This is a genomic window from Streptomyces sp. NPDC045022 (assembly GCF_056432605.1).
On record NZ_JBWKIR010000007.1, the window covers coordinates 296,142 to 318,397 of the forward strand.

Annotated in this window: 9 protein-coding genes and 1 tRNA gene; 3 read left to right on the plus strand and 7 right to left on the minus strand. The window is 70.4% G+C overall.

Features of this window, described 5'->3' with window-relative positions; translation table 11 throughout:
• Window position 1: 1 nt before the first annotated feature.
• The 3 genes from AC07C1_RS16085 to AC07C1_RS16095 all read right to left on the minus strand — a co-directional run bounded on the left by AC07C1_RS16085 (window position 2) and on the right by AC07C1_RS16095 (window position 5,643).
• On the minus strand, window positions 2-1,321 hold the full coding sequence (locus tag AC07C1_RS16085; RefSeq protein WP_478939380.1) for a restriction endonuclease subunit S: 1,320 nt from the start codon (window positions 1,319-1,321) through the stop codon (window positions 2-4).
• Window positions 1,318-3,327: a type I restriction-modification system subunit M gene (locus AC07C1_RS16090; protein ID WP_478939382.1), complete on the minus strand. Its 2,010-nt coding sequence runs from the start codon at window positions 3,325-3,327 to the stop codon at window positions 1,318-1,320. Before AC07C1_RS16090 ends, AC07C1_RS16085 begins: the two co-directional genes overlap by 4 nt.
• A gap of 90 nt (window positions 3,328-3,417) precedes the next feature.
• Window positions 3,418-5,643: an N-6 DNA methylase gene (locus AC07C1_RS16095; protein ID WP_478939459.1), complete on the minus strand. Its 2,226-nt coding sequence runs from the start codon at window positions 5,641-5,643 to the stop codon at window positions 3,418-3,420.
• A 269-nt stretch (window positions 5,644-5,912) separates the two neighbouring features.
• Between AC07C1_RS16095 and AC07C1_RS16100 the strand changes: the two genes are divergently transcribed.
• The 3 genes from AC07C1_RS16100 (at window position 5,913) to AC07C1_RS16110 (ending at window position 8,959) form a co-directional block, all read left to right on the plus strand.
• Window positions 5,913-6,476, plus strand: coding sequence for a hypothetical protein (locus tag AC07C1_RS16100; RefSeq protein ID WP_478939384.1), 564 nt, complete (start codon window positions 5,913-5,915; stop codon window positions 6,474-6,476).
• 470 nt (window positions 6,477-6,946) lie between these two features.
• The gene (locus AC07C1_RS16105; protein WP_478939386.1) at window positions 6,947-8,230 is read left to right on the plus strand and encodes a DNA sulfur modification protein DndB; all 1,284 of its coding nucleotides are present in this window, start codon (window positions 6,947-6,949) and stop codon (window positions 8,228-8,230) included.
• A 315-nt stretch (window positions 8,231-8,545) separates the two neighbouring features.
• On the plus strand, window positions 8,546-8,959 hold the full coding sequence (locus AC07C1_RS16110; RefSeq protein WP_478939387.1) for a hypothetical protein: 414 nt from the start codon (window positions 8,546-8,548) through the stop codon (window positions 8,957-8,959).
• 158 nt (window positions 8,960-9,117) lie between these two features.
• Here the strand turns inward: AC07C1_RS16110 and AC07C1_RS16115 are convergent.
• From AC07C1_RS16115 to AC07C1_RS16130, 4 genes are all read right to left on the minus strand, one after another.
• A tRNA-Arg gene (locus AC07C1_RS16115) sits at window positions 9,118-9,190 on the minus strand.
• A 296-nt stretch (window positions 9,191-9,486) separates the two neighbouring features.
• Window positions 9,487-10,722 (minus strand): cytochrome P450, encoded by a 1,236-nt coding sequence (locus tag AC07C1_RS16120; RefSeq protein WP_478939388.1) that lies wholly within the window; start codon window positions 10,720-10,722, stop codon window positions 9,487-9,489.
• Complete coding sequence (locus tag AC07C1_RS16125) at window positions 10,719-14,597, minus strand: amino acid adenylation domain-containing protein (RefSeq protein WP_478939390.1); 3,879 nt, start codon at window positions 14,595-14,597, stop codon at window positions 10,719-10,721. The genes AC07C1_RS16120 and AC07C1_RS16125 overlap by 4 nt, the downstream gene beginning before the upstream one ends.
• Window positions 14,594-22,252 carry an amino acid adenylation domain-containing protein gene (locus tag AC07C1_RS16130; protein WP_478939392.1) on the minus strand — a complete coding sequence of 2,553 codons (7,659 nt, stop codon included), beginning with the start codon at window positions 22,250-22,252 and terminating at the stop codon, window positions 14,594-14,596. Before AC07C1_RS16130 ends, AC07C1_RS16125 begins: the two co-directional genes overlap by 4 nt.
• Between the last annotated feature and the right edge of the window lie 4 nt (window positions 22,253-22,256).

Genomic DNA, 22,256 nt, shown 5'->3' on the forward strand with positions numbered 1-22,256 from the left:
GCTACGCGCTCACTCCGTCCGTTACGTTGCGCCCGCTGGCGGTGGAGACGTCGAACTGGCCGGTTACGGCGGCAGTGATGAGGGCTTGGCGACGTTCGGTGAGGGTCTTGATAGAGCGATGCAGTGACTCTCGAGCGCGTGCAACTGACTCGGCGCTCAGATGAAGGGTGGCCGAGATGGATGCCTGTTTACTCACGGGCACGTTTGGCAGGAGCAAGTCTTTGACAACGCTGGTTGGGAGGTTGTTGGCCATCCCTTCGGCTCCGGAAATTCCGTTCTTGATGTGCTCCCGGGCCTGGTGGCCGCGGAGTACGTGAGCCACGAAATCAGCTTGCGCCCTCGTCCAGTCCAGTCCGATCCGATACACCTTGTCGCAGAGCAGCAGGTTGTCGCTGATTTCTCCAACGACGCCGACACTTCCAATGAGGTCGATGGAGCCGCTCGCGCGCGACATGAGCAAATCGCCTTTTTTGAGTACATACTCTCGGCGTGGTTCCACATCAGCAGGAAGTGCCTTGTGCTGGATCGGATCGAACCGTCCTGAGTTGACGCAACCAGCCTTCACGACGCCCCACTCGCCGTGTTCTGCGAGACGATCCTCACATTGGGGAGACCAACCCTGCTCAATCCTCATCGACACGTGCCGTAGGCGAATACAGCCGAATCGTTGTGTAAAGCTTGCAACAAGCTCGGAGAGTTGACTCCGCCGACGGTCGTCCAACAATTTTGACTGCCGGTCTCGCATGGAAGTGAGTCGGTCGATGCGTGCGGTCTCGGCGTCGAGGAAGTCGGCGATGCGGCGCTGTTCCTCCAGCTCTGGGTATGCCCACGCCGAAGAGAAAAAGGTCCCAGCATCCAAGTTCTGGATACCCGTGGTCTGCTTGATCGCACTCTGCGTCAGCCCCTGCCCGTACGCGGCGGCGAAGACGTACGTCAGGAAGCGAGAATCAGCATGAATTGCTGGGGAGATCCGAGCGCAGAAATTGGAGCACACTGCCTTCCCCGCACCCTCGTAGAGAACAGCCATGCCGACGGGCTGCTTTTCTCCTCCCCCTGACTTCTCGAGGATGAGGTCGCCGGGACGCAGGAGATGCTGCCGTAGCGATGATGCGTCGATGGTTCGCAACGGAGCCCCTTCGACCTTCGCCCGACGCCCGACACGGTCGAAGTCCGCAGCGCGGATACATCGGACATCGCTGCCGTCTTCGGCAGGTTCGCCACCCCAAGTTCCGTTGGTGGCCGAGGCGATGAGGTTCTTGATGCGCCCCCGCGTCCATTGAACAGGTGCGCCGTGGATCCAACTGTCTGCGGTGATGGTCATTCCGTCACCTCACCCAACAGCGCCTGGATCTCCGCCTCCAGCGACTTCAGCTCCGCGTCGATCTCCGCCAGCGGCCTCGGCGGCTTGTACACGTAGAAGTGCCGCGTGAACGGGATCTCGTAGCCGATCTTCGTCTTTGTGTGGTCGATCCACGCGTCCGGGACGTGCGGCAGTACCTCACGCTTGAGGTACTCCTCGACGTCCTCGCCGAGCGGAACGTTCTCGTAGTCCCGCAGGTCCGCGTCCGGCTCCGGCGCGCCCTTGACCTTCTGGACCTCGCCCTCGGGGTCCCGGACGCCGATCGTCTCCCGTACCGCCTTGGCGAACGGCGCTCCCGAGGGCCACTTCAGGCCGGCCGCGACCACCGCGTCCTTGAGCGCGATGAACGCCTCGGACTTCGTCGTCCAGGACGAGCCGAGCAACGTACGCACCGCCGCGACGAACTCCTCGCTCCGCTCCAGCTTCGCCACCGGCTTGGCCTCCGCCAGCGCCGCCAACGTCTCCTCCGTGACCTCGAAGCGCAGCTTCAGCGGGCGTTCGACGGTGATGCGCTGGTAGCCGAAGTCCTCGTTCCAGAAGACCTTGACCTTGCCGTGCAGAGCGTGCTCCGGGTCGCCCGCGACCTGCAGCGCCTCCGCGTACAGCCGGGTGATGTCGCCGATGTGGTCGGGGCGGCCGTTCGTCCCGTCGCCCAGCTCCTTGCGCTTGTCGCCGAGCGACTTGCGCATCTTCTGCCACTGGTCGCGCGCGTCGAGCAGGACGACCTTGCCCTTGTGGTCGGCGTCCTTGCGGTTGGTGAGGATCCAGAAGTACGTGGAGATGCCGGTGTTGTAGAAGAGCTGGTCCGGGAGGGCGACGATCGCCTCCAGCCAGTCGTTCTCCAGGATCCAGCGGCGGATGTTGGACTCGCCGGACTCGGCCGCGCCCGTGAAGAGCGGGGAGCCGTTGAAGACGATGGCGATGCGGGAGCCGCCCCCGCCGTTCACGTCCACCGGCTTCATCTTCGAGATCATGTGCTGGAGGAAGAGCAGCGAGCCGTCGTTGATGCGCGGCAGGCCCGCGCCGAAGCGGCCGGCGTCGCCGAGGGACTTGTGCTCGTACTCGACCTCCTCCTTGACCTTCTTCCACTCCACGCCGAACGGCGGGTTGGCGAGGATGTAGTCGAACTTGCGGCGGGCGTGGCCGTCGTCGGAGAAGGAGTTGCCGAAGCGGATGTTCTCCGGGTCCTGGCCCTTGATCATGAGGTCGGAGCGGCAGATCGCCCAGGACTCGGGGTTGAGTTCCTGCCCGTACACCTCGACCGTCGCGTCCGGGTTGAGGGCCTTGATGCGGTCGTCGGCGGCGCTGAGCATGCCGCCCGTGCCGCAGGCCGGGTCCATGACCGTGCGGACGACACCCGGCAGGCTGAGGGCGTCCGCGTCGGGCGCCACCAGCAGGTTGACCATCAGCTTGATGACCTCGCGCGGGGTGAAGTGCTCACCCGCGGTCTCGTTCGACTGCTCGGCGAAACGGCGGATCAACTCCTCGAAGATGTAGCCCATGTTGTGGTTGGGTACGACATCGGGGTGCAGGTCGAGGTCGGTGAACCTGCCGATGACCTGGTAGAGCAGGTTCGCGCTGTCGAGCTTCCTGACCTGCTGGTTGAACTCGTACTTGTCGAGGACCTCGCGGGCGTTGTCGGAGAAGGCGCCGACGTAGATCTGCAGGTTCTTCGCCGCGTTCTGCGGGTCGGCCGCGATCTTCCGCAGCGTGAGGTCGCTCTTGTTGTAGAAGGAGTGGCCCGAGGCCTTGCGCAGGAAGTGGTCGGTGTCGATCTCCTGGCCCGCGAACTTGGCGACGGTCTCGACGACCTTCTCGCGCGTCGGCTCCAGGACGCACTCCAGGCGGCGCAGCACGGTGAACGGCAGGATGACCTTGCCGTAGTCGGACTGCTTGTAGTCACCGCGCAGGAGATCGGCGACGGACCAGGCGTGGTTCGCCAACTCCGTGTGCTTGCTGCTGTTCAAGAGGTCCCGGCTTCCTTCCGAAGAGCGCCGTCCGGGCGTGGGACGGCAGGGATCCAGTGTGGTCGTGTGCGGTGGGACGCGTGGGGCGTTTCAGGCGGAATCGCGGTCTGGAGTGTCCGGGGCGTCCGGTGGCAGGAGTACGCCGGCGGTGAGGCCGGTGGTGAGGGTGGCCGCGGTGTCGGCGGCGAGGTCGGCGGTCCGGCGAAGGGCCGCGCGCAGCTCGTACACGCGGCGGAAGGCCTCTCCGTAGCGCCGCTGTTCCTCCAGCGGCAGCAGCGGTACGCGCAGGCGGCCCGGTGTGACGTGCACGAGGGTGCTGCCGGTGGACGCGGAGGCGATGTTGTCCTCGGCGCCGAGGAATCCGGCCAGGAACCACGGGTCGAGGCGGGCCGGGTCGGGGCGCAGGAGGTGGATGTGCGGACCGAGCAGGGCTCCGGCGTCCCGGTCGTCCGCGACCCGGGTCATCGCGGCCGCGTCGCCGCCGCCCCCGAGGGCGCGTACGAGGACGTCACCGGCGGCGACGGGTTGCGCGGCGTCCGCGTGGAGGTCGACGGCCCTGGTGGACGGGGGGTTTCCGGCGGAGATGTCCGAGGCGGTGAGGACCGGCCGGTCCACGGTGGGGGCGGCGGAGCCCTTGGAGCCTCGGGTGCCGGACGGCGCCGCCCGCTGCACGGTCAGGGCGCCGCCGCGCGCCAGGTCGGAGACGGTCGCCGTACGCCACTCGCGGGCTGAGGCCCCGGACGGTTGCCACCCGCCGGACGCGGAGGCGGCCGCCAAGGCAGCGACCTGCTCGGCCAGTTGCTCGTGCAGGTCGTGGACGCGGCGGACCAGGGCGGCCGGGTCGATGTCGGCCGCGGTCGCCCGCACATGGCGGGCCGGGGTGACGTCGACGACGTCGTCGAGGAGGTCGACGAGCGGCACCGCGCGGGCGACGCCGGGCTCGTCGGCGTAGGTGTCGGGGGCGGTGGTGAAGGCGGCCCACTGGTCGAGGACCCGGTCGGTCAGCCCCGCCCAGTCGAAGGAGCCGGCGGAGGCGGAAGAGGCGGGAGCTGAGGAGGCGGCGGAAGAGGAGGAGGCGGATCGGCGGGGGCGTGAGCCGCCGCGGGTGCCGGCGACGGCACCCGCGGCCGTGTCGGTGGCGGACGGTGTGCCCGCGGCGCCGTCCCGCTGCTCGCCCTCCCCGTCGACGAACAGCACCGTCGTACGGTCCGTGCCGCCCGGCTCGGGGCGTTGGAACACCCAGATCTGCAGGCCGATGTGGAGTGGATACGCGGCACGTGCCGGGAGCGAGACGACGGCGCGCAGGGCTCCGCTGCGGATGAGTTCCGCGCGGATGCGGCGGCCGGAGGAGCGGAAGGCGAGCGCGGGCGGCAGCAGCATGACCGCGTGGCCGCCGGGCTCCAGGTGCGCGAGGGCGTGCTGCACCCAGGCCAGTTCGGATTCGAAGCGCGGTGGGAGTCCGTACGCCCACCTCGGGTCGTAGGCCAGCTCGTCGTGGCCCCAGTCGCGGTCGGCGAACGGCGGGTTGCACAGGACGGCGTCCACGGTGGCGTCGGGGAAGGCATCGGCGCGCAGGCTGTCGCCGACGCGGATCGCCGTCTCGGCCTCGGGCGCGGCGAGCAGCAGCCGGACCGCGGTGCGCTGACCCTGGACGGGGAGCGAGTCCTGCCCGAACAGCTCCCGAGCGCCCTGCCGGGCGGCGGCGGCGAGGAGCGTGCCGCTGCCGCAGGCGGGGTCGAGGACGCGGGACGTGCCCGCGGGCAGGAGCCGTGCCATGAGCAGGGCCAGGCCCTCCGGGGTCTGGTAGACACCGCTGGCGGCGCTCTCGTCCAGTTCGCGTTCGGCGAGGACGTCGACGGCGGCCTGTGCCCCCGCCTCACGGACGCAACCCAGCAGCGCGCGGAGCACGCCCGCGTCGTCCGGGCCGTAGCGGAACGGCTCGGCCTCGGGCACGGCCACCGTGAGCTCGCCCGCGGTCTTCTCCGCTCGGGCGATCAGCTGGTCGTCGTGCAGGGCGGCGAGTTCGGCCAGTTCCTCCGGTGTGCGGCGGGACGCGGCGGCCACCAGCGGGAACAGTCGTGCGGCCACACCCGAGCCGGGTCCCAGTAGCCGTAGCGCCGTGCGCAGTTCCTCGGTCGGGGAGGCGGTGGAGGTGTGCCCGCGTCCCCGCAGCCATGCCTGGACGGCCGGCAGGTCGTAGAGCGGGCTGGTTTCCGTGCCTGCGCTGGGGGCCGGGAAGTCGTCGTGACGGCGGCGCCAGTTGCTGACGGTGGCGCGCGTGACCCCTGCGATGCGGGAGATCTCGGCGGCTGTCACGTGCGCCGAGGGCGCCAGTTGGGCTGGTGGCTGCTGGGGCATGGCGTGGGGTTCCGCACCTCTCGGGCCAGTCGGACAGGGAACGGTTAACACACTACAACGGCCGTCAAGTCTGCGAAGGTGATTGACGGTGTTTTCAGTGTTGTGCTTATCTAGTCCTGCTTCCGAGTGGAAGCGGCGGCGGGGGTGCTCTGTTGAGTCCGCGCCGCGCATCGGATCTCTCCACTCCCGGCCATTGCCCATCGCGCATCGCAACAGGAGGAGCCCAGATGACCACCCAGCCCCCGCAGCAGCCTGGATACGGGCACCAGCCCGGACTCCCGCACCAGCCGGGATTCCCGCAGCCTCCCGTGCCGCCGAAGAAGCGGTCCAAGGCCAAGCTGGGCTGCCTCGGCGTCCTGGCCGTGATCGTGATCGGCGGTATCGCGTCCGCCGTCGGGTCCGGCTCGGACGACTCCTCGGCCGGCGCCGCGCCCTCCGCCGCGTCTACCGGCTCCTCCAAGGGCACCGGCTCCTCCAAGGCCGCCGCGCCCCAGCAGTCCACCGTCGACGCCTTCAAGGCGTATGTGAAGAAGCACGAGTCCGCGAAGACGCGGGAGGCCGCGGCGCACGTCACCAAGGTCCAGGGTGCCGACAAGAACAACGACATCCTGGACACTGCCGACATCTACACGGACTACACCGGGGACCTGGTCAGCGCGGACGCCGGCAACGCCAAGCTGCTCGCCTCGGCCTTCGCGGACTTCCAGTCCAGCCGGGGGAAGGCCAGCAAGAACGGCCTTGTCACCGTCTACAACGCCGACGGCGACATCCTGAGCAACGGCAACTACTGATCTCGTAGCCGGGGCCCGCGCTGTCCTGAACCTGCGCGCCGCGAGCTCTCAGGACCGCCGGCACCCAGAGCCCACCATCACCGGTCGCAACACCCACGAGAGCACGCAGGAGGGCGCACCGGGCACGGCCTGAGACGGACACCGGTACGTCCTGCGAGGCCCCCTCCACCCCCTCCCCTTCTACGCCTGCCGCGGGCATTGCGCCTCCAGCGGCACCACCCGGAGCGCGGCGGCCCCCGAGCTGCGCCCGCCGCGATGCCCACCCCCGCCTCGCCTCCGGTCACACCGCACCCGGCGAACCCGCCGACCGGAGCCGTTCCTCACGCTCCACGGCCAGGGCCGCCCGCCAGACGCCGCCGCCCGAGCCGCACGCCCCACCCGATGGGCGTCACGCGCTGCCCGCCCGCTTGCGTCTCTCCCCCTCTCTTCCGTTGCCCCCGAGGACCACCCGCTCGGAAAGGACGTCATCCATGACCATCACCGTCGACTCCTCGCGCCTCTCCCTGGTGCGTGAGGAGTCCACTTACCTGGCGATCCGCACCAGCCAGGGCGGCCGGACCGTCTACACGACGCGCATCCCGCTCGCCGATCTCTCGGTCATCCTGACCATCCCGGACCCCGCCAAGCCGGACCCGGACAACCGCAAGGTGGACATCGCCCACGCCAAGGGCTTCGGCCAGTACCTCGCCGACAATCCCGGCTGGGTGGCTCCGGCCCTCCTCATCCGCGACACCGGCAGCTGCCGCTTCGAGCCGATCAGCGAAGACGGCTCGGTCGGCTACCTCACCGTCCCGTGGTCCATCGGCGGTATCGGACGCCTGATCACGATCGACGGCCAGCACCGCATCCTCGGCGTCCACTTGGAGAAGAAGCGCATCACGGACGAGGTCTCCCGCATCGACCGGGAGATCCTCCGCGCCAACGAGGCCAAGAAGGCGAAGCTGCAGCAGGACCGTGAGGCTCTGATCGCTCGGATGGGGCGGCTCAAGGACGAGTTCGTCGGCATCGACATCTACGTGGAGCCCGACGGCGTCAAGGGCCAGCAGATGTTCGTCGACGTCGCGGACAACGCCAAGGGCATCTCCGGTGCCGTCCGGGCCCGCTTCGACACCTCGCGCATCGCCAACCGCACGCTCAGCGACATCGTCACCCACCCCCTCTTCCTGGGCAAGATCGACATCGAGCGGGACCGGATGACCCTGACCAACCGCAACCTGATGGGCGCCAAGCACGTTGCCGACATCACGCGGGCCGTCATCGCCGGCCCCGGCGGCCGCGTCAGCAAGAAGGTCGAGTCGCTGACCGACAACGAGGTCATCGAGAGCGTCCGCGGCTTCCTCGACGTCATCTCCATCGCCTTCACCGCGCTCGCGGAGATCACCGAGGAGGACGTGGACAACTACGACTCCTCGCTCTCCGAGAGAAAGAAGAACGAGCCGCCGGCGCCTCCCACCAAGGCCATGAGGCTGCGCGAGTCCTCGCTCCTGGGCTCGGTGGGCATGCTCCGCGTCCTGGGCGGCGTCTACCGCAACCTCCGGGAGGACGGGGCCGAGGACGGCGACATCCAGGAGTTCTTCAAGCGGCTCGACCGGCACATGACCGCCCCGGTCAGCGAGGACAGCATCTGGCGCACCACGCCGGCGAACGAGGACTTCGAACCGAACGCCTCCGCCCCGATCATGCGTCAGCAGAACGTCGTGCACCTGACCAAGGTGATCACGGACTGGTACAAGAAGGGCCCGGCGGCCATCTGATCCGCCGAGGGCACCGAGGCCTCACCACCTCTGGCGTCATTGCGACACCGCGATGACGCCTGACCCGCACGACCGGGCTCGGCGGGCGTCACGTGGCGCCCGCCCCCTTTTTGGTCTGAACAGCGGTAGTTGTATCCGAAACGCCTGAACCGTGAAGGGCCAACCTCGGAGGAAACCCCTCGTGAGCTGGCTCTTCCGCCTGTGCCCGGCCTTTCGCTCGCTTCGCATAATTCGTCGAATACGTTCTCTGCTTGCTCTGCGTCCTTCAGTTACGTTAGTCTTGAGCGGTCGACACCGACTAGCAAGGGGGAGGGCATGAGCCCAACTATTGAGGTTGATGAACAGACCTACCGCTCCATCGAGTTCGCGGCGCGCATAGGCGGTACCACTGCTGGTGAGGTTGTGGCTCGGCTCGTGAGAACCGCAAGCGTGCCGGCGTCTGCCCCGGCCGCCGCGAGCAAGGCGGGCGCGGAGAAGGAGCGCACGGTCGACGTGTACGTCGACTACGAAGGTCATCGGACTCGCGGAAGCTATGACCAGGACACGAAGCGGATCGACATCACTTCGGGGCCGCTTGCCGGGCAAAGCTTCAAGACCCCGACCGGGGCGGCTCGGGCGGTGGTGGCGCACTACAAGCCGGACGTGAACCCGAACCGCAATGGCTGGTCGTTCTGGCTGCTTGATGATGGGTCCGGCGGGACCTTGCAGACCATCCGTCATTCGGCGTGAGGTCGCGGAGGGCGACCTGTTGCGTGCCCACCCGCCCATGCGCGGGTGGGCCGCCTGTGGCGGGGAGGCCGACGTAGTGGCACGCGTGTGGCACGACCCCTGAAACGCCGAAGGGCCAGCCCGGGAGGAAACCTCTCCCGAACTGGCCCTTCTGTCTGTGCCCCCGGCAGGATTCGAACCTGCGACACCCGCTTTAGGAGAGCGGTGCTCTATCCCCTGAGCTACGAAGGCGGGGCTTGTGCGAAACCCTGCCGGAACTCGGTGGACGAGTCGTGGCCGGGTCCCTTGATCAAGCCCTGAGCGGCCTGGGGAAGGCGACTGCGGCGAGGAGGCGGGCTGAGCCCACGACGTACGCCACAGCACCCGCCAGGGCGCCCGATCCAAAGGGTACCGGATCAGGGCTCGGGCGGGCGCTGGTGTCGGGGAGCTGAGCGGAGAGGCGGTCAGGCCGTGTGGATTCAGCACGAGTGATCCGGCGCAGGTGGAGGGCACCCACAAGGAGGCCGAGCTGTGCCCCTCCCGCCGCTTCAGGGGTCCTGCCGTCGGCGGGCCGGTGTGAGAGCGATCGCGAGGGAGTCGATCCCGGACAGGAAGTTGGAGTAGACGCGCCGCGGCGGGGCCGTGGGCCGCATCTCGACCACCAGGTCCCGCAGGTCACGCAGGACCGCACCGATCTCCGCCCGCGTAAGGAACGCTCCCAGGCAGAAGTGCGGGCCGAAGGCGAACGTCAGATGCGGGTTCGGGCTCCGGGACAGGAGGAAGTGATCCGGTTCGTCGAAAGCCGACTCGTCCCGGTTGGCGGCTGCGTTCCAGAGCGTGACGACGTCACCGGCCCGGATGGTACGGCCGTGGAGGACGATGTCGACGGCGGCCGTCCGTCCCGCGTGCAGCGTCGGCGTCGTCCAGCGCAGGACCTCGTCGACGGCCGTCTCCGTCGCGACGTCGCCCGCCCGGTAGGCCCGCCACTGATCCGGGTTCTCCAGCAGCGCCGCCACCGCCCCGACCAGCGCCATCCGCGTGGTCTCGTCACCGCCCAGCATCAGGCTGTAGCAGTTGAGGACCACCTCCTCGTCGGTGAGCTGCCTGCCGCCGGGCCGGCACTGGGTGAGGAGACTGACGACGTCGTCCCCCGGCTCGCGCCGTCGCCGCGCTGCCAGCTCGGTGAAGTAGAAGAGGATCTCATTCCGGGACACCCATGAGTCCGCCGCCAGATGTTCCGCGCTCTCCGCCCCGAGCGCCGACGAGGTCATGGCCAGCAGCTGCTGCCGGTCTCCGGGCGGCACCTCCAGCAGGTCGCAGATCGCCCGGAGCGGGAGCTGTCCGGATACATCCCGGGCGAAGTCGCACCGGCCCTGTTCCACGGCTTCCCTGACCAGTTCCCGAGAGGCGTGCGCGATGCTGTCGACCACCGACGCCAGAGCCCGCGGCGAGAACGCCCTCATCAACGCTCGGCGCAGCTCCGCGTGCCGGGGCCCGTCCATCACCGGCAGCATCCGCCCGGCCGCCGGATCGCCGCCGTTCAGCAGCGTGTCGAGGACATTGCCTCCGTCCGAGTGGAATCGCTCCGTGTCCCGGTACGCGGCCGCGACGTCCGCGTGCCGGGTCAGGACCCAGAACCCGGGCCGGGATCCGCGCTCCGGCTGCCAGTGGACGGGCTCCTGCGTCCGCAGCCGGCGCCACACCTCGGACAGGTCGTTCTCCGCGTGCAGCACGGGATCGCTGAGGTCCAGCTCCTGGAGGTCGAACTCCGTCACGTTTTTCATCGCCCTGTCGTCTCTTCAGCCGTACGGTGTCCCCCGGCCCGGTCCGACAGGACCTTGCCGATCACGGTGAGCGCGGTGGGATCCAGCATCTCGTAGTGGCCGCACGCGATGTCGAAGGAGGAGAGCCGCCCGCCGCCGAACGCCTGCCACGCGCCCGGGTCGCTGCCCGAGTCGTCCGCCGCGGCCCGGAAGTGGAGGATGTCCACACCATGCGTGCGTGCGGGCGTGGTCCGCAGTACGTCCACCGCCGACTGCACCGCCAGCCGGGCGCCCTCCACCGCCTGCTCCCCGAGCAGCGCGATCTGCTCCGGTGGCGTGCCCTCCGCGGCGAACCCGGCCGAAGCGGACACATGCCGGTGCATCTCCTCCCGCTCGGGCAACAGGGCCTCCTCAGGTGGCGGGTACGAGTCCAGCAGGGCCACGAACTCCACGGCGTGACCCGTCTCGGCCAGCTCTGCGGCCACCCCGAAGGCGATGCTGCCGCCGACCGACCAGCCGAGCAGCCGATACGGTCCTTCCGGCTGCACCTCCCGGATCTGCCGGGCGTAGTCCCGCACCAGCTCATCCGGTTTGCGTGGCCCTGCGTCGGGATCGACGAGGCTGCGCGTCTGCAGCCCGTACAGCGGGACGTCCGGATCCAGGTAGGGCAGCAGCCGGGCGTACGGCCAGGCCAGCCCGCTCGCCGCGTGCACACAGAACAGCGGTCGCCGGCGCCCGCTCGGCCGGAGCGGCAGCACCACGTCCAGCCCGGAACTCGCGCCCTCACCGTCGATCCGGCGCGCCAGCGCCGCCGGCGTCGGCGCCTCGAACAGGGCACGGACGGACAGCTCGGCGCCCAGCACCGTACGCACCCGGCTCACCAGCCGGGTGGCCAGCAGCGAGTGCCCGCCCAGATCGAAGAACCCGTCGTCGGGGCCGACCCGGTCCACCCCCAGCACCTCGGCGAACAGCGCACACAGCGGCTCTTCGTGGGCATGAGCCACTGCCCGGCCGACGGCGCCGCCGTACGCGGGAGCCGGAAGCGCCGACCGGTCCAGCTTGCCGTTGGGCATGAGCGGGAACCGCTCCAACTGCACCACCGCGGAGGGCACCATGTGGTCCGGCAGGACACCACGGACGAAGCGCCGCAGCTCCGACCCGTCGAGCTCCGCCCCGGGCTCGGCCGCCACGGCGTAGGCGACCAGCCTGCGGTCGCCCGCCCGGTCCTCCCGCACGACCGCGACAGCCTGTGCCACGCTGTCGTGCCGCAACAGGGCGGCCTGCACGTCGCCGAGTTCGATCCGGAAGCCACGGACCTTCACCTGGCCGTCGAGCCGGCCCAGATACTCCAGCTGCCCGTCTGCCGCCCGCCGTACCTGGTCGCCCGTGCGGTACATACGGCCGCCGGGCGCACCGAACGGGCATGCCACGAACCGCTCCGAGGTCAGCGCCGGCCGGTCCAGGTAGCCGCGGGTGACGCCCGCGCCCGCGATGTACAGCTCGCCCGGCTGCCCCACCGGGACCGGCTGGAGCCATGGATCGAGCACGAAGACCTGAGCGTTGAGCACCGGCCGTCCGATCGGCGGATCTCCGTCGGCCGGCCCGTGGCCGCTGCGCCACCAGGTCGAGTAAGTGGTCGCCTCGGTGGGGCCGTAGATGTTGGTGACGGCGCATGCGGGCACGCGCTGCCACAGGTCGCGCAGCAGGGCCCCCGTCACCGCCTCCCCACCGAGCACCACGTGCCGTGCCGACACCTCGAACGTGCCGTCCGCCAGCATGCTCGCCATCGCCGACGGCACGCCACTGACCAGGCTGCCCGACCAGCCCTTCCGCTCCAGCAGTGTGAACAGGTCGTCGACCAGTTCCAGCCGTCCGCCGAGCGCCAGGGTGGTGAGGATCTCGAAGACCGAGACGTCGAAGCTGAGCGAGGTGGACGCCAGGACCCGAGCCATGCCGTCGGGGCCGAAATGGTCTTCGACGGTCGCCACGAAGTTGACGGCGTTCGCGTGCTCGACGACCACGCCCTTGGGGGTGCCGGTGGTGCCCGACGTGTAGATCAGATAGGCGGGATGCCGGGGAAGGAGCGGTCCGGGCCGCTCCGCGTCCACGATGTCTCCGTCCTCCTGCGCCGCGATGTGCCGCGCCACGAGGGCGTCGTCCAGGACGAGCGCGGTCGTTCCCTCGGGCAGTACGCCCCTGGTCGCCCCGGTGACGACTGAGAGCAGTGGCCGTGCGTGATTGATCATCTGCGCGATCCGGTCGGCCGGATAGCGCACGTCTACGGGCACATAGGCGGCTCCCGCCTTGAGGGTGGCGAGGAGGGCGACGACCATGTCCGCGGTCCTGGGCAGCGCCAGCGCCACCCGGGTCTCCGGCCCCGCTCCCGCGGCCAGCAGCACGCGCGCCAGGCGGTTGGCCCGGCGGTTGAGCTCGTCGTAGGTGAAGGACTGCCCCTGGTGGGAGAGGGCGGGGGCCCGCGGGGTCCGCGCGGCCTGTGCCTCGATCAGCATGGGCAGCGTGGCGGGGGCCACCGCGCGAGCGGTGGCGTTCCACTCCTCCATCACCTGCCGGCGCTCGTCGGCCGACAGCACGGACAGGGTGCCGACCGTGCGGTGCGGGTCGTCGGTGATCATCGCCAGGATCCGTACGAGCCGTTCACCGATCCGCTCCACCGTCTCGCGCTCGAACAGATCGGGCCGGAAGTCCAACCGGATCCCCAACTCCTCACCCGGCGTGCAGATGAGGGAGAGCGGGTAGTGGGTGGCGTCGAACCCCGTGACGCCGGCCAGACGTGCCTCGCCGAGCCGGCGCTCGCCCGTGCTCATCGGATAGTTGTCGAAGACGGTCGTGGTGTCGAACAGGGCCCCGAACCCGGCCTGCTGCTGGATCTCCGTCAGCCCGACGTGGTGGTGCTCGAACAGATCGAGCTGCTCGTCCTGGACCCGCTCCAGGAGATCCAGCAGCGTGTCCCGGGGATCGACCCGCACACGTGCCGGAAGTGTGTTGATGAGCAGCCCGACCATGCTCTCTATGCCCTCGACTTCGGCGGTCCGCCCCGACACCGTCATTCCGAACAGCACGTCGCTCTGCCCGGTCAGCTGCCGCAGCAGCAGTCCCCAGGCCACCTGCACCACCGTGCCGAGGGTGACGCCCGCCTCCCGCGCCCGGCCCACCAGCGCGGCGGTGCGCGGTGCGGACAGCTTCCGCACCACCCGTTGCGGCACCACCGTGCTCGCACCCGGCGCCTGCGGTGCCACCAGAGTGGGCCCGTCGATCCCGGACAGCGCCTCGGCCCAGACAGCCAGGGACGCGTAGGCGTCGCAGTCGGCGAGCCAGTCCAGGTAGGAGGTGTACGAGGGTGCGGCGGGCAGCCGGTGCGCCTTCTCAGCCCCGGCACCGTACAGCTGGAACAGCTCGTCCAGGAGGACAGAGGTGGACCAGCCGTCCAGGATGATGTGGTGGTTCGTCAGGACCAGGCGCCACCGCTCGTCGGTCGTACGGATCAGCAGAAAGCGGATCAGCGGGGGCCGGGCGGTGTCGAAGCGCCGCCGCCGCTCCTCTTCCACCAGCCGCGCGGCTTCGTCCTCCCGGTCCTCGGCGGTCGTTGCGGTGAGGTCCGCTGCCCGCCAGTCCAGCGGTGCGCTGGGCACCACGAACCGGACGGGAGCACCCGACGCGTCGGTACGGAACCCGGCGCGCAGGCTGTCGTGCCGGTCGAGCAGCAGCTGACAGGTCTCCCGCAGGGACACGGGGTCCACGGGCCCCTCGAACTCCAGGGCCAGCTGGGTGGTGTAGACGTCCTGGCCGTCCGTGTCGAACGCCGTGTGGTAGAAGAGCCCTTGCTGGAGCGGCGCCGGCCTGGACATCCGCTCGTACTCTCGGTGTGGTGCGGTCACGGCGTCTCTCCCAGGTCGCGGGTGCGTGCGATGAGGGTGTCCAGGACCTCGAACCAGGCGTCGGCCAGGGCCTCGACCTGTCGCCGCTTCAGAAGAGCGGTCGGATAGGCCCACGTGACACGCAGTTCCGGCTCGTCCCCGTTGTCGAGGGCGATCGCGGAGACCTCCAGCAGATGCGTCAGGGGCATGCCGGGGTCGCCGCCGCTGGTGATCGCACCCGCCTCCGGCGCCAGGCCCCAGTCGGACTCGTCCGGTCGGCCGAACCGGCCGAGGTAGTTGAAAAGAATCTGCGCCGGGGGCCTCGCGCGGAGTGCGGGCGCGGTCTCCGGATGCAGGTGACGGAGCAGACCGAAGCCGAGCCCCTTGTCCGGCATGCTGCCGAGCTGACGGTCCACGGCCCGTACGACGTCGTCGGGATTGCCCGTCCGTCCCGCGAGGCGGACCGGGAACATGCTGGTGAACCAGCCCACGGTCGCGGACAGGTCGATGCCGTCGGCGATCTCCTCCCGGCCGTGTCCCTCCACGTCCACCAGGAACGGCGCGTCGGTGGCCGAGCCGGGGCCGAGCGTCGTACGGCAGTGGCCCGCGGCCAGGCTCAGCGCGCCGAGCAGCACCGCGTTCACTCCGACGCCGAGCCGGGCGGGCACGCGCGTGAGGAGCGGCATCGTCCGGTCGGGGGGAAGCACGCGCGTGACGGATTGCTTCGTGCCCTCGACATCACGGGTGGGAACGAGAACCGCGCCTGCGACGAGGTCGTCCACTCCCTCGACGAGGCCGGTCCAGAAGGGGAGTTCGGACGCCCGCCGGCGCGCCGCGTGCTGCAGCCGCCGTCCCCACTCGGCGAAGGACACGGGTGCGAAATCCGGCTCCGGCGCCCGGTCGGCGGCACCGGTGCTCAGGTCCTCCAGCAGGATGCGCCACGAGACGCCGTCCACGGCAAGATGGTTGATCATCAGCAGCAGCCGGCCGGGCCGGCCGGGACCCGCGTCGAACCACACCGCCTGGAGCATGTTCCCGTCGCCAGGAGCCAGCCGCCGTCGAGCCGCGTCCGTCTCGTCTCGGACCAGGGTGGCCAGCTCCGCGTGGCCCCGGCCGGCCACATCGATCCGCACGATGCGCCCAGTCGCGTCGACCGAACCGCGCGGCAGCACCTCCAGCCGCCAGGCGGGGGTGCGGGTCAACCGCATCCGCAGCGCGTCGTGCCGGTCGAGCACCGACTGGAGCAGCGTCCGCAACCGTGGCAGGGTCAGGTCCGCCGGGGTCCGTACCAGCACGGACTGGTGGAAGCCGTCGACGGGGCCGCCCCGTTCGCGCTGCCAGTGGATGATCGGGGTCAGTGGGACCTCGCCGCCCGGCGCCGAGGCCGGCCCCACGGGTGCCTTCGCCGTCCGTACTCGCGCGTGCTTGGCGAGTTCGGCGACGGTCCGGTACCGGAAGACGTCCCGCGTCGAGATCACCAGGCCCCGCGAGCGGGCCCTGGACACCAGCCGGATCGACACGATGCTGTCGCCGCCGAGGTCGAAGAAGTTGTCGTCGACGCCGACGTCGGCGCGTCCGAGGATGTCGGCGAACAGGTCGCACAGCAGCTTCTCGGCGGGGGTGCCCGGTTCGCGGGAGGCGGTGGGCGAACGGTGCGGTGAGGGCAGGGCGGACCGGTCGAGCTTTCCGTTGGGCGTGAGCGGCAGTCCGTCGGGAAGCGTGACGATGGTGGGGACCATGTACGGGGGCAGCGTCCGCCGCGCCCAGTGGGTGAGCTCGGAAACGAGTTCCTCGCTGCCGGTGCCGGCCGCATGGTCGGCAGCGACGTAGGCGATGAGACGGCGTTCGCCTGGCTGGTCCTCGCGCACGACGACCGCGGTGCGAGTGACACGGTGGTGGCGTTCCAGGACCGCTTCGATCTCCCGGGGCTCGATCCGGAAGCCGCGTACTTTCACCTGGTCGTCGCTACGCCCGAGGAAGTCGAGTTCTCCTTCGGCGGTCCACCGGACCAGGTCGCCGGTGCGGTAGAGGCGGCTGCCGGGCGGACCGTAGGGGTCGGCGACGAACCGTTCGGCGGTCAGCCCCGGCCGGCACAGATAACCCCGCGCCACTCCCGTTCCTCCGATGTACAGCTCACCCGGCACTCCCACGGGTACCGGCTGGAGTCCCGCGTCCAGCGCGCACACCCGGGTGCCGCCCAGGGGGGAGCCGATGGGCGGACGCCGCTGGTTGTGCGGGCCGATGGAGGCCGCCAGTGACCAGATGGTCGTCTCGGTGGGTCCGTACATGTTGGTGACGTTCTTGGCCAGGGCGGTCAGCCTGCCGGCGAGGGCGGGAGGCAGCGCCTCGCCGCCCACGAGCACCCGCAGCCCCCGGACCGCGTCGGGGACCTCGTCCACCAGGCCGGACCACAGCGATGGTGTCGCCTGCAGCGCGGTGACCGCCTGCTGCTCGATCAGCCGGCCGAGTGCGTGCGGATCGCGCACCTCGTCGGGGGAGGCGAGGACGACCGCGGCGCCGTCGAGCAGCGGCAGGAGGAGTTCGAGGTGGGCGATGTCGAAGCCGACGGTCGTCACGGCGAGCAGCCGGTCCGCGGGGCCCAGCGGCAGTCGGCCGCGCATGGCGGCCAGCAGATGGGCGAGATTGCGGTGGGTGACCGTGACCCCCTTCGGTCTGCCCGTCGAACCCGAGGTGTACAGGACGTAGGCCGTGCTGTCGGGCAGTGCCGGCTCGTCCCCGCCGAGGTCCTCGGCGGCGGTGCCGTCGGCGAGGAGCCTGGGGTCGTCCAGGGTGAGCCAGTCGTCGGTGCCGAGCACCTCGCGGGTGGCACGGTCGGACAGCACCAGGAGCGTTGCCGCCTCGGACAGCACCATGGCCACCCGCTCCCGGGGGTGGTGCGGATCGACCGGGAGGTATGCGGCTCCGGTCCGGTGCACGGCCAGGAGGGCGACCAGCAGATCGGGAGAGCGGTTCATGGCCACGGCGATCAGCTGTTCCGGCCCCGCGCCGAGTCCGCGCAGGTGGCGGGCCAACCGGTCCACCCGTGCGTTCAGCTCCCCGTACGTGAGCCGGTGGCCGTCGTGCAGCACCGCCGCCGCGTCGGGCGTCCTGGCGGCCTGCTCCCGGAACCACTGGGACACCGAACCCTTCGGTGCAGCCGTGTCGGCCCGTTCGCTCCCGCCCGTGAGGACGGCATGGCGCTCGGCGGGGGACAGGATGTCCAGACACCGCACCGGCCGGGTGGGATGAGCCACCGCGTCGGCCAGCAGGCGGGTGAAACACCCGGCGAGCCGCTCCGCGGTGGCCTCGTCGAAGAGGTCGCGGGCGTAGACAAGCGTGCCGTCCAGTCCCCCGCCGCTCTCGGTGACGTCGAAGAGCAGGTCGAAGGCGACCGTCCGGTGCCTGCCGTAGTCCGGCACGTCGATGTGGAGGCCGGGCAGCTCCGCGGAGCCCGTCGCGTTGTTCTGCAGGCTCAGCATGACCTGGAAGAGGGGATGCCGCGCCGCCGAGCGAACCGGGTTGACGGCTTCCACGACCTGCTCGAAGGGCACGTCCTGGTTGTCCAGCGCGGCGAGCACTCCGGTGCGGACACGGTCGAGCAGCGCACCGAAGTCCGGATCACCGGAGGCGTCGGTCCGCACGACCACGGTGTTCACGAAACACCCGACCAGGTGGTCGAGAGCGCTGTCGGTGCGTCCGGCGACCGGGCTTCCGACCAGGATGTCCGTACCCGCACCGAGCCGCCGCAGCAGGCCGGCCAACGCGGCGTGCAGCACCATGAACACACTCGCGCCGTGCCTGCGGGCCAGTGTGGTCAGTCGCTCGTGGTCCTCCGGGGCGAGCCGGAAGGGCACCGTGCCGGCCCGATGGGTGGCGGTGGCCGGGCGTGGCCGGTCAACGGGCAGGGGGACTTCGGCGGGAGCACCGGCGAGCGTACCGCTCCAGTGGGCCAGTTGCCGGCCGAAGACGCTGTCGGGATCGTCGGGCGCACCCAGTTCCTCGCGCTGCCACAGTGTGAAGTCCGCGTACTGAACCGGTAGTTCGGGCCAGTCGGGGGCCCGTCCCCGCAGTCGGGCGGCATAGGCGTGGGACAGGTCGCGCAGGAAGGGAGCGGCGGACCAGCCGTCGAAGGCGATGTGGTGGACCGTCACGGCGAGCACGTGCTCGCCGGGAGCACTGGCGAACAGCTCGGTCCGCACCGGTATCTCGTGTGCCAGGTCGAAGACGTGCTCCGATGCCGCGGCCACTGCCGCCTCGACGTCCTTCCGCGGCACCTCCCGCACCGGAAGGTCGACCGTCACCGCGTCCAGCACGCGCTGCTGTGGCGTCCCGTCCGTCACGGGGAACACCGTGCGCAGGCTCTCGTGCCGCAGCACCACGTCCCGCAGCGCCGCCGACAAGGCCGTGACGTCCAGGGACCCCGACAGGCGCAGGGCGGTCGTGATCGTGTGCGACTCGGCGTCTTCCGTCAGCTCGCCCTGCAACCAGAACCGCAGCTGGGAGAAGGACGGGGGTAGTACCTTCCCGCGCGGCCGGGGCCGCAGCGGGCTGCGGCCGGTACCCGCTGTGCCGAACCTCTCGGCGAGCCCGGCGGGCGTCGGCGTCTCGAAGAGCGTGCGCATCCCGATCTCCGTGTCCAGCACCGAGCGCAGCCGGTTCACCAGCCGGATGGCCAGCAGTGAGTGTCCGCCGAGGCCGAAGAAGTCGTCGTCGGCGCCTACGGTGGGCAGTGCGAGGACTTCGGCGAACAGTTCGCACAGGAGCCGTTCGGTGGGGGTGCTCGGCGGGCGCGAGGCGGTGCCGTTCCCGGGTGTGGGCAGAGCGGCTCGGTCGAGCTTGCCGTTGGGGGTGAGGGGGAACCCGTCGGGGAGCACCACGATGGTGGGGATCATGTAGTCGGGCAACGTCCGCCCGGCGTGCTCGGTGAGATCCGGCGTGGGATCTCCGGTCGCGGTGCCGGTGGGTACGACATAGGCGATGAGGGTGCGTTCACCGGGCTGGTCCTCGCGTACCACGACGGCGGCGCGGCTCACGCCGTGGTGGCGTTCCAGGGCGGCCTCGATCTCGCGGGGTTCGATGCGGAATCCGCGGATCTTGACCTGGTCGTCGGTGCGGGTGAGGAAGTCGAGTTCACCGTCGGCATTCCATCGGACGAGGTCGCCGGTGCGGTACATACGGGTGCCGGGCGGGCCGTAGGGGTCGGCGACGAAGCGCTCACCTGTGAGTCCTGGCCGGCTGAGGTAGCCGCGGGCCAGTCCGGTGCCCGCGATGTGCAGTTCTCCGGCCACGCCCACGGGTACCGGCTGGAGCCGTTCGTCCAGCACGTACACCCGCGTATTGGCCATGGGCCGGCCGATCGGCGGCCTGCCGTCGGCGTCCCGGGCCGGGTCCAGACGCTTGTAGACGGTGAACGTGGTGTTCTCGGTCGGGCCGTAGACGTGGGTCAGCGCGGTGTCCGGGAAGCCCGTCAGCATCTGCCGCACGGCCTTGGCCGACGGCTGCTCGCCGCCCGTCCAGACGTGCCCAAGCCGAGCGAGCGCGGGACTGCGCTCCGCGACCAGCAGGTTGAGGAGCGAGGCGGTGAGGAACGCGCTCGTCGTTCCGCCCTCCGTCACGGTCCGGTCCAGTGCCTGTGCCAAGGAGTCTCCGGACGGCACCATCACGACCGTGCCGCCGTTGAGCAGCGGCACCCACAGCTCGTACGTCGAGGCGTCGAAAGAGTGCGGCGAGTGGGCCAGCACCCGCGCGTGGCCGCCGTCCGCCGCCCAGCAGGGGTCGGCGGCGAGCCCGACGATGTTGCGGTGGGTCACCACCACACCCTTCGGGCGCCCCGTGGAACCGGACGTGTACATCGCGTACGCGGCCCGGTCACCCGTGAGGTCCGGCCACCCGTCCGCATCCGAGGCGAGTGGGTCGGCGTCCTCGACCAGGACCACGGGCAGGTCGAGCGGCGCGGCCGCGAGCGCCGTGGCCCGCTCCCTCGTGGAACCGTCCGCCAGGACGAGGCAGGGGCGCGCCTCCTCCAGGATCGTGCGCAGACGCCCGTCCGGACTCCGCGGGTCCAGAGGGAGGTAGGCGGCGCCGGTCAGCACCACGGCCAGCAGGGCGACGACGAGGTCGGCGGAGCGGTCCATGGCCACGGCGATGAGCCGTTCCGGATCCGCACCGTGCTTGTGCAGGTGGCGGGCCAGACGCTCGGCCCGTGACGCCAGCTCCCCGTAGGTGAGCCGGGACTCCCCGCAGACCACTGCGGTGTCGCCGGGCGCGGCGGCCACGCGCCGCCGGAAGAGCTCCGGTACGGACTCCGCGGGAAGCGCCGCGTCCCGGCCGTTCCACGTCGTCAGCGTCGTGTGTCTTTCGGCGGGGGCGAGCAGGTCCAGCCGGCTGATGCGCCGCGCGGGCGCGCCGACCGCCTCCGTCAGGAAGGCGGTGAAGCAGCCGACCAGGCGCTCGGCGGTGCTGTGGTCGAAGAGGTCGTGGGCGTAGACGAGGGTGCCTTCGAGCACTCCGTCGGTTTCGGTGACGTCGAGGAGGAGGTCGAAGTCGATGGTGCGGTGTGTGTCGTAGCCCGGCAGGTGGGTTTCGAGGTGGGGGAGGTGCGCGGCGGCGGCCGTGTTGTTCTGCAGGCTGAGCATGACCTGGAAGAGGGGATGCCGGGCCGCCGAGCGGACCGGGTTGACGGCTTCCACCACCTGTTCGAAGGGGACCTCCTGGTTGTCGAGTGTGGTCAGTACGCCGGCGCGGACGCGCCTGAGCAACTCGTGGAAGTCGGGGTCACCGGAGGTGTCGGTGCGAATGACGACGGTGTTGACGAAGCAGCCGATGAGGTCTTCGAGGCCGCTGTCGGTGCGGCCGGCGACGGGGCTGCCGACGACGATGTCGGTGCCGGCGCCGAGGCGCTGGAGGAGCCCCGCGAGTGCGGCGTGCAGGACCATGAAGGTGCTGGCGCTGTGTCGGCGGGCCAGTCGTACGAGTGCCTGGTGGTCCTCGGCCGGCAGGCGGAAGGGGACGGTGCCGGCCCGGTGGGTGGCGGTGGTGGGGCGCGGGCGGTCCGCGGGCAGGGGGAGTTCGAGCGGGGCATCGGCCAGGGCGCGGGTCCAGTGGGCCAGCTGGCGGGCGAAGAGGCTGCCGGAATCGTCCGGTGCGCCGAGTTCCTCGCGCTGCCAGAGCGTGAAGTCGGCGTACTGGACCGGTAGTTCGTCCCATGCCGGGGGCTTTCCGTCGAGTCGCGCGGTATAGGCGTCGGAGAGGTCACGGAGGAAGGGGGCGGCGGACCAGCCGTCGAAGGCGATGTGGTGCACGGTGACCGCCAGCACGTGGTCGCGGGGCCCGACGGCGAGCAGCACGGCCCGCAGGGGTATCTGGCGCTCCAGGTCGAAGGCGGGCTCGGACGCGGCGACCACCGCTGCCTCGACGTCCTCCTCCACGACCGGCCGCACAGGCAGCTCGACCGTCACCGTGTCCAGGATCTTTTGCCGAGGCACCCCGTCGGTGACCGGGAACACGGTGCGCAGGCTCTCGTGCCGCATGACCACGTCCAGCAGCGCCTCCCGCAGTGCCACCACGTCCAGCGGGCCCGTCAGCCGAAGTGCCATCGACGTGTTGGGTGATTCACCTCCGCGGTCCATTTCTCCCTGGAACCAGAACCGCAGCTGCGAAAACGACAGAGGAATCACGGTG